The organism is Dissulfurispira sp. (assembly GCF_036745535.1).
Lineage (GTDB): Bacteria > Nitrospirota > Thermodesulfovibrionia > Thermodesulfovibrionales > Dissulfurispiraceae > Dissulfurispira.
Window position 1 is genome coordinate 4,275 of the sequence record NZ_DAIOFX010000036.1, and the last position, 8,439, is coordinate 12,713.

11 protein-coding genes are annotated in these 8,439 nt (G+C 43.1%); 6 read left to right on the forward strand and 5 right to left on the reverse strand.

Going from position 1 to position 8,439, the window contains the following annotated elements; all coding sequences use genetic code 11:
* Nucleotides 1-164 precede the first annotated feature (164 nt).
* Both V7L97_RS07380 and recR read left to right on the forward strand, forming a co-directional pair.
* Complete coding sequence (locus tag V7L97_RS07380) at nucleotides 165-506, forward strand: YbaB/EbfC family nucleoid-associated protein (protein ID WP_333654658.1); 342 nt, start codon at nucleotides 165-167, stop codon at nucleotides 504-506.
* Complete coding sequence (gene recR, locus V7L97_RS07385) at nucleotides 503-1,096, forward strand: recombination mediator RecR (RefSeq protein WP_333654660.1); 594 nt, start codon at nucleotides 503-505, stop codon at nucleotides 1,094-1,096. The genes V7L97_RS07380 and recR overlap by 4 nt, the downstream gene beginning before the upstream one ends.
* Here recR and V7L97_RS07390 read toward each other — a convergent pair whose 3' ends face one another.
* The 3 genes from V7L97_RS07390 to V7L97_RS07400 form a co-directional block, all read right to left on the reverse strand.
* Entirely contained in the window at nucleotides 1,097-2,737 is a 1,641-nt protein-coding gene (locus tag V7L97_RS07390; protein ID WP_333654662.1) for a phosphomannomutase, read from the reverse strand.
* A 14-nt stretch (nucleotides 2,738-2,751) separates the two neighbouring features.
* Entirely contained in the window at nucleotides 2,752-3,027 is a 276-nt protein-coding gene (locus V7L97_RS07395) for a hypothetical protein (protein WP_333654663.1), read from the reverse strand.
* A 77-nt stretch (nucleotides 3,028-3,104) separates the two neighbouring features.
* Complete coding sequence (locus tag V7L97_RS07400; RefSeq protein ID WP_333654664.1) at nucleotides 3,105-3,857, reverse strand: hypothetical protein; 753 nt, start codon at nucleotides 3,855-3,857, stop codon at nucleotides 3,105-3,107.
* A 144-nt stretch (nucleotides 3,858-4,001) separates the two neighbouring features.
* Here V7L97_RS07400 and V7L97_RS07405 point away from each other — a divergent pair, with 144 nt between their 5' ends.
* From V7L97_RS07405 to V7L97_RS07415, 4 genes are all read left to right on the forward strand, one after another.
* On the forward strand, nucleotides 4,002-4,868 hold the full coding sequence (locus tag V7L97_RS07405) for a L,D-transpeptidase (protein WP_333654665.1): 867 nt from the start codon (nucleotides 4,002-4,004) through the stop codon (nucleotides 4,866-4,868).
* 71 nt (nucleotides 4,869-4,939) lie between these two features.
* A complete protein-coding gene (locus V7L97_RS13015) occupies nucleotides 4,940-5,038 on the forward strand; it encodes a twin-arginine translocation signal domain-containing protein (protein WP_442891786.1) in 99 nt (32 codons plus the stop codon).
* Nucleotides 5,007-5,471 carry a YcbK family protein gene (locus tag V7L97_RS07410; protein ID WP_333654666.1) on the forward strand — a complete coding sequence of 155 codons (465 nt, stop codon included), beginning with the start codon at nucleotides 5,007-5,009 and terminating at the stop codon, nucleotides 5,469-5,471. The genes V7L97_RS13015 and V7L97_RS07410 overlap by 32 nt, the downstream gene beginning before the upstream one ends.
* A gap of 38 nt (nucleotides 5,472-5,509) precedes the next feature.
* Nucleotides 5,510-5,968, forward strand: a complete 459-nt coding sequence (locus V7L97_RS07415) for a universal stress protein (RefSeq protein ID WP_333654667.1) — start codon at nucleotides 5,510-5,512, stop codon at nucleotides 5,966-5,968.
* A gap of 8 nt (nucleotides 5,969-5,976) precedes the next feature.
* Here V7L97_RS07415 and V7L97_RS07420 read toward each other — a convergent pair whose 3' ends face one another.
* Nucleotides 5,977-7,311: an amidohydrolase family protein gene (locus V7L97_RS07420; RefSeq protein WP_333654668.1), complete on the reverse strand. Its 1,335-nt coding sequence runs from the start codon at nucleotides 7,309-7,311 to the stop codon at nucleotides 5,977-5,979.
* Between the two features lie 233 nt (nucleotides 7,312-7,544).
* Complete coding sequence (locus V7L97_RS07425; RefSeq protein WP_442891787.1) at nucleotides 7,545-8,405, reverse strand: UbiA-like polyprenyltransferase; 861 nt, start codon at nucleotides 8,403-8,405, stop codon at nucleotides 7,545-7,547.
* Between the last annotated feature and the right edge of the window lie 34 nt (nucleotides 8,406-8,439).

Genomic DNA, 8,439 nt, shown 5'->3' on the forward strand with positions numbered 1-8,439 from the left:
CCATAATCAAAGAGGCCCTTGAGCTGTTTGAAGGAAGGATAGTGGATGTGATACCCACGAAAAACAGTGAATAGTGAACAGTATTTAGTGAATAGAAAAAATTAGTTTTCTTTTGACTATTCACTGTTCACTAACGACTATTCACTAAATATAAGGAGGAAGCGATGTCTAAAAAGATGCTCGGCGATATTATGCGTCAGGCGCAGAAGCTACAGGATGAAATGCAGAGGATGCAGGAAGAGGCAAAGAAAAAGACCGTGGAGGCAAGCGCCGGCGGAGGCATGGTAACAGCAGTTGCCAACGGTGGAGGTGAGATAGTCTCCATAAAAATAGAAAAGGATGTGGTAAATCCCGATGACGTGGAGATGCTTCAGGACTTGATCCTCGCAGCATCAAACGAGGCATTGCGGAGGGCCCAGCAGATGGTCAACGAAGAGATGTCGAAACTCACAATGGGCATGCAGATTCCCGGACTCGGCGGATTGGGAAATATCTTCGGGAAATGACGCAGGGCATAATAGAAGACCTCATTACCCAGCTCACCAAGCTTCCCGGCATAGGAAGAAAAAGCGCACAGAGGCTCGCCTTTTTCATCCTTACCATGTCGCCGGATGATGCAAAGGGCATTGCATCTGCAATCATCGATGTTAAAGACAGGGCAAGATTCTGCTCCACATGCTTTAACATTACAGACACAGACCCATGCAACATATGCAGCGATCCCTCAAGGGACAAAGGCAGGATATGCGTTGTTGAAGAACCGAGCAACATCATTGCAATAGAAAGGACAAGGAGCTTCGATGGGACATATCATGTACTGCTCGGTGCTCTCTCGCCCCTCGATGGAGTTACGCCAGACAAGCTGAAGATAAACGAGCTTGCACATCGGATACAATCTGACAGCGTTAAGGAAGTGATTTTAGCAACAAACCCGAATACCAAAGGCGAGATGACAGCACAGTATATAGCAGAGATTATAAAGCCTTTCAATGTGAGGATTACGAGAATCGCTTACGGCCTGCCCATCGGAAGCGATATAGAATTTGCAGACGAAGTAACTTTATCAAAGGCGCTTGAAGGAAGGCGAGAAATGTAACTATGCAAGCGCCTCTTTAGTCATCCTCTCTGCTGTCTCAAATACTGCCTTTTTGCCTTCTTCAGTCCTCGCCTCTATGTAAAACCTGACCTTCGGCTCTGTGCCTGATGGCCTTATCATGAGCCATGAGCCGTCATCAAAGACCATTTTTATTCCGTCAACAGTTATTAGTTCTTTAACTGTCCTGCTGCTTCCGCCTATATTAATTACCGTTCCTTTTTTATATTGCTCCTTAATGACCGAAAGCTTTTTTATAAGAGGCTCTCCCACAAGGGAAGCATCAACAGCAATTCCTGAACGATCAGGGTAATAATAGCCGAATTCGTCCATAATATCCTTCAGATACTCGCTCAGGTTCTTGCCTGTAACAGCCATCATCTCTATTGCCAGAAGCAGTCCGAACAGGGCATCCTTTTCAAGCGTATGGTTGTAGCCGGAAATCCCGTCAGATTCCTCAAAGGCGACTATTGCCTTCTCAGGGGCTGTCTTGAGCATATAAGGTCTGAAATTCTTGAATCCCACCTTTGTCTCTTTGACAGGAATTCCGAGTTTTGCAGCTATGGCATTCACAAAATTGCTTGTGCCGACCGATTTAGCCACTACTCCTGGAAATTTCTTATGAACATTAAGAAAATGGAGCGCCATTGCACCGAAATAGTTCATGGGTATCTGCATGATACTATCAATATATCTGGCTGCATATCTGATACGGTCTCCGTCAGGATCCATGATAGCTCCAAGCTTGAATTTTGCATTGCTCTGGCTTAAAACCTTTTCAACTCCTGCCATATTCTTTTCAGAAGGCTCGGGTGCAACGCCTCCAAAGAGATAATCATCCTCTGTCCTCAGATATTTGATTTTCGGATTTTCGCCTAAAATCCTCTGAATGCGTCCCCTTGTTGCGCCATGGACATTGTCAATACAGATAATGTAATCCTCGTTACTTATAAAATCCTTTATTCTTTCAATATTCAGAGTCTTCCGCTCTTTTACGTATTTTATGTAGAGTTCTGTTAAATCTATCCTATCAACAACTGCCCTTGATGCTTGGCTCTCAACTTTTACCCCTTCTTTCATCATCCTTTTGGCTATATCTTCTATTTTTGAGGTAATCTCTGTGCCTGCAGGACCGCCATCGGATGGATTGAACTTGAAGCCTGCATAGTTTGCGGGATTATGTGATGGCGTGAGATTAATAGCGCATGCAGCATTCAGCATCTCGATACCTGCAGAAAACTCCGGCGTGATCGCCTCACCAGCATACCATGTCTTTATCCCTTCTCTCTGGAGGAGTCCTATAACCTCCATTGAAAAGTCAGGGCCTAAAAACCTGTTGTCATGGCCAACAATAACCCCGCGTCTTTTTATATCCTCAAAGTCAGATACACCCATTGCATCCATGAAGGACTTATCATTACTCTTAAATGCCTCTATAATTGCTGATGTGACCACACGCACATTATTGAATGTAAAATCGGTGCCGATCTCCCCTCTCCATCCTGATGTGCCGAATACTATCTTTGAAGGATTTGTATTCTCCCTTGCGAATTTTTCTATAACAGGCAGCAACTCTCCGCCCTTTGAAACATCGGACATTATTGTCTTCCAGCAGGCTGAAGCATTCTCAAATGTTTGAGCCATTAACCCTCCTTCTCTCACTTTCCGAAAAAGAAAATAACAATCTCCAGCATTATCAATATTACTATTGCAAGCTCCAACAGTTCAATTCGCTTATTCGCAATCTCCCTGTAAAGCATATCATAAACATTGGATGCTATATCCAACTTTTTCTTTATGCCCCCTTCCCATTCCTTAACCCTGAATAGTCTCAAGGCAGCCATATAAATCTTTGCATAATAAACATCCTCTGTAACTTTTAACGAGGTGCCTATCTTCTCTGTTATGTCAGTCAATTCCGTAATAGTCTTCATAACCTTTGCAGCAAGCCTTTCGTATTTCTTAATCTTCCATATGGAAAGGGCGCCTTTGGCAGAGATACTCTCATATATTATATGTAATCCAGTTCCCTGTCCACAATATGATCATAATATCTGAGCTCAAGGAGTTGCGCATTTGCAAACTCAAGAATGTCCGGTATTTCCATACTCCCGGAAGGCTCGATGATAAAGGCGTTATCCCAATTTAAAACAACCCCATCGTTTTTATAATAAGAAAATCTCAATGATATTAATTCGTCTTTAATGCGGCTATCCAGAGACTTTTCTTCATATAGCAATAGTCTTGGAATATCATAACTGCCCAGAAACTCGTCAAAACCCATCTCAGGGCAAAACGAGTCGATATAAAAGATTGTATAGTCCTCCTCAAAACGGCTTATATTAAAACCGGAAAAAGAGTCCCTCAAAATCGTGGTAACCTGATCGAGCTGTCTTCTGCATTCAATATTAATATCTTCGCTATCTTCAAGCGACAGGGCCAATCCTTCAAGAGATTGGATATCCATGTCTGGGACTGGAATTTCGAGGATTATACTCATCACCCCATAATCATAGGCTTTGCTGTAAACATTGATGTCCAACCTCTTGCCATTGATTTCCTTTTCAATGCCCTTGATCTGAAATGACACCGGCGGGTTTGCAAACTCGAATGCCTTACTGAAGGGCTTTCTCTCTATCCTGAGCCTCTTGGCCTCTTTCTTGAGTTTCTCTTCTACCTTCAGAAGGTCGATCTCATATGCTACATCGTAAAGCCTGTAGATAAGTATTTTGCCTGATTTTATGATGGGTAGCTCGTTATTCATAATCATTATCTACAGAAATATTATCATATAATCTCAAAAATATGTACCGATGATTCTGCTTGTAAAATTCCCTTATCTCCTTGCGATTTTTCTTACCCGGTGGTATCCTTTTTTATAATTTTGGTATCCATTCGAGATGGCGTAATGACATCGGTTATCCCGGAACAGGTTTTATACAGCATTGGATTCAGAAAGTTCAGGATGTGGATTATCCAATATCAATCCTGCGCATTTTTATTCCTATTCCTCATTTTACTTTTAATAATCGGCTATCCTGAAGGCGCCTGGGCCAAGCGAGTTCCATCCCCTTGTAAAATAAAATACCCCAGCGATGCAAACGTGGAGTGGGAATGCAGACGCTTGCGCAAAGGCGAGACCCTTGAAAATCTTTTCGGTGATAGGTGGATAGACGTGGCCAGGTTTAATAGAATAGACAGGCGTCATGCATATCCTGGTGTCTCCATAAAAGCGCCTAAACGCCTTGAGGAGATTGAAAATTTTACGCCAATGCCAGAATATTATGAACCTGCTGAATCGGAAGCAAAATTTATTTTGATCGATCTATCGGAGCAGTTTCTGGGGGCTTACGAATACGGCAGGCTGGTATTTTCCGTACCGGTTGCAACAGGCGAAAAGGGGAACGAAACGCCCTCCGGAGAATTCAGAATCACTGCGTTTAACAGCCGCCACAAGTCATCTCTATACTTTATTGAAAAAACCGATACCCCCTACCCCATGCATTACGGCCTCAGATTTCATATAAGCAAGAGCGGAGTCGCTTACTGGATTCATGGCCGCGATATCCCCGGTTATCCTGCATCCCATGGTTGTATTGGGCTTTATGATGAAGAAATGCAGAAAAAATATTATAAGTATCCAAAGGATCCTGCACTTGAGGATGCAAAGACCCTCTTTGAATGGGTCATCTCACCTCTCAAGGATGATAAAAAATTTCATTTACTGAAAGATGGGCCGAAATTGAAGATCATTGGCCATGCACCGGAAGGTTGAGATAAACACCTATGGAGAGTTAATATATACCCTGTCAAAGTTGCAGTCTCTATGAAAGGAGGATGTTACACATGATTTCAAGAAGGAATTTTTTAAAGGCTGTGGCCGCAGGCATTGCAGCAGTCCATCCCTTAAAAAATGCCATGGCATCTCAAAAAAACTGCTCCTGAGAAAACTCTCAATATGTACAACACCCACACAGGCGAGAGCATAAATATCAAATATCATGGTTTCGGTGTTTATGACAGTGATGCACTGGACAGGATAAACCATTTCTTAAGATGTCATTATACCAATGAAGTCAGGGCAATTGATGTAAGACTTCTGGATCTCCTCTGCGATATACAGAGTATCTTTGGAAATGGCAAGCAGATAAAGATTATCTCAGGGTATCGTTCCCTTGAATATAATGAATACCTGAGGAGCCTCGGAAGGAGGGTCAGCAAAAACAGCCTCCATCTTCAGGGCGTTGCAATAGACTTTGAAATACCGGGTGTCGGAAATTACGAACTCTTCCGAATCGCAAAGTCATTCGGAGCAGGCGGTGTAGGACATTATCCTGAATTTGTGCACATAGATACCGGCAGAATCAGATATTGGTAATTATTGTTTAAAGCCTTAAAATGTGATAATTAAAGAATATGGATCTAAAAGACAGACATATACTCATTGCAGTTGATGAGTCCGAGAATGCAAAGAGGGCTGTCCTTTATGTTGCCGATTTTCTTGGAGGCTTTCCTGGGTTTCGTGTAACGCTGCTTAATATCATTCCCGAACCTCCGGAGGACTATTTCAAAACCCCCGAAGAACGTCTTAAGTGGATCGAAGAACACAGGCATAAAGCCGAGAAAATGCTCGAAAATTACCGTCGGATACTCATTCAATCGGGATTCAGCGAAGACAAGGCATCTGTGAAATTAATCATTAAAGATTGTCCGTCGGTTGCAGAATGCATACTCGATGAATTAAATAAGCTTAAGGCATGCACTGCTGTTGTAGGCCGTCGGGGAATATCAAAAAAAGAGGAGTTCCTGTTCGGCAGCACATCGAGCAAGATTATCCATGATGCAAAGAACTGCTCGGTGTGGGTGATTGAATAACCACTCCATTACTCCATTACTCCATTACTCCATAATGTTATTTTTCTTCCCCATTCCGATGCCTTCTGCAGTATTTCTTCTTCATCGGCAGCAACAAACATTCCATTATTAACAAGCACTCTTCCGTTCACCATAACCGTTTCCACGTCGGATGCCATTGCTGCATAAACAATATGGGAATAAACATCGTACATGGGCGTAAGATGAGGCTTTTTTAAATCAACCGTTATGATATCGGCCAGTTTGCCTTTCTCGATGCTCCCGATCCTGTCTCCAAGTCCCAACACTTCTGCACCCCATCGTGTTGCCATGGTAAGGACAGTCTTCGAATTCAGAACAGTCGGATCGCCTGAAATAGCCTTATGAACCTTTGCAGTGGTTGACATCTCGCTCAAAATATTCAGATCATTATTGCTTGCAGCCCCGTCTGTCCCGAATGTGACCTTTACTCCTGCCGTAAGCATCGTAACAACAGGCGCAAATCCCGAAGCCAACTTCAGATTGCTCTCCATGCAGTGGGATATGCCGACCTTACGATCTGCAAGCATCTCTATTTCATTATCTTCAACCCAGACACAGTGTGCAGCAACTACCCTCTCATTCAGGAAACCTGCGGCATCGAGATGCTCAACAGGCCTTTTGCCGTAAAGCAGTTTGATCTCATCAACCTCCCATTCTGTTTCCGATATATGTATGCTTACTAAAACATTCAGCCTTTCAGCCGCTGCTCTTACCTTTTTCAATGTATCGGGACTGCATGTGTATGCGGAATGGGGGGCAATACATGGAATAATAAGACCATCACCTTTCCAGTCATCTATGAATCTTTCGGCATTACTTATATAATCATCCGCAGAATTTCCGGTCTTTGTTGGAAAATCGACAATGCCCGCTCCTATCACAGCCCTCATCCCCATCTTTTTTGATGCAGCGGCAACGCTGTTCCCAAAGAAATACATATCGTTATAGGTTGTGACTCCTGCCTTGAGCATCTCAAGACATGCGAGCTCTGTTGCATCAAAAACAAATTCATGGCTGAGCCATTTGTTCTCGGCAGGCCAGATATGGTTTTCGAGCCAATCTTTTAAAGACATGTCATCCGCAAGCCCCCTGAAATAGACCATCGCTGCGTGTGTGTGTGTATTTATCAATCCGGGCAATACCGCCCTCCCCTTGCCTTCGATGATTTTCTCCGAAGAATATTTCTTCAGAATATTTTCGGAAATATCGACATCGACGATTTTTGCATCCTTAACGGCAACAGCGCCGTCTCTAATCAAATCCATCTTCTCATTCATCGTGAGAACATAGTCGCCGCAGATAATATGATCAACTGTTTGCATCTAAAAACAACCTCCCTGAACCCATATTACGCAAGTACTGATTAGCATATGGCAGCAGGTGTGCTGAAAAGACTTTACACTTCGGGATATCATAAAACATCATCTTGAATCCGTCACCTACTACATTGCTATCTATTTAGGTAAAAGCGTTAACAGTCTTTTGGTATGCACAAAGAACTACGACTTTGTAAAGTCTTTGATGCACACCTGCTGCTATACTTCGTGTAATTCAATTAGATATTCAGTGCTACCAATGTAAAAACAAAAACCGCAATGCTTATATAGCCGTTCATATTGAAAAACGCCATATTCAATTTGCTCAGGTCATGGGACTTTACAAGGGAATGCTCATAAATCAGCAGCCCTGCGACCAGAAACACGCCTGTCCAGTATACAAAATTCAAATTAAAGATAATGCCGTTTATAGCAAGCAATGACCATGTAACAGAGTGGAAAATTCTCGAAAGGATTAACGATCTCTTTATTCCAAACCTCTGAGGGATGGAGTGGAGTCCGTGGCTTCTGTCAAACTCCATATCCTGAAGCGCATAGAGCACATCGAAGCCTGCAAGCCAGAATACCACTGCAATGCTAAGGGGCACTATCTCCCAATCAAAGGTTCCCCTTATGGCAATCCATGCACCGAGAGGCGCTGCAGATATGGCAATGCCGAGAACAAAATGTGCCATCCATGTAAATCTCTTTGTGTAGGAATAGAGGACTAAAACTGCAATTGCAATGGGAGAGAGTTTCAAACAAAGCGGATTGAGACTATATGCAGCAAAAACAAATACGGCGAGGGATATAAAGGTAAAAATAACCGCATCCCTCACCTTTATCTTTCCCGAAGGTATTTCCCTGTTTGCTGTCCTCGGATTTGCCGCATCGATATTTCTGTCGATTATCCTGTTCAATCCCATTGCACCTGACCGTGCGCCAACCATTGCAACCGCAATCCAGAACATCTGTTTCAGAGACGGAATCCCTGATGCAGCCAGTATAGCGCCGGTGAATGCAAATGGAAGGGCAAATACGGAGTGGGAGATCTTTATCATCTTCAGATAGAGGATTGCTATATTTTTAGCCATCTGCATGAAATCTATGATAACATACTTCCGCCTGACTTGC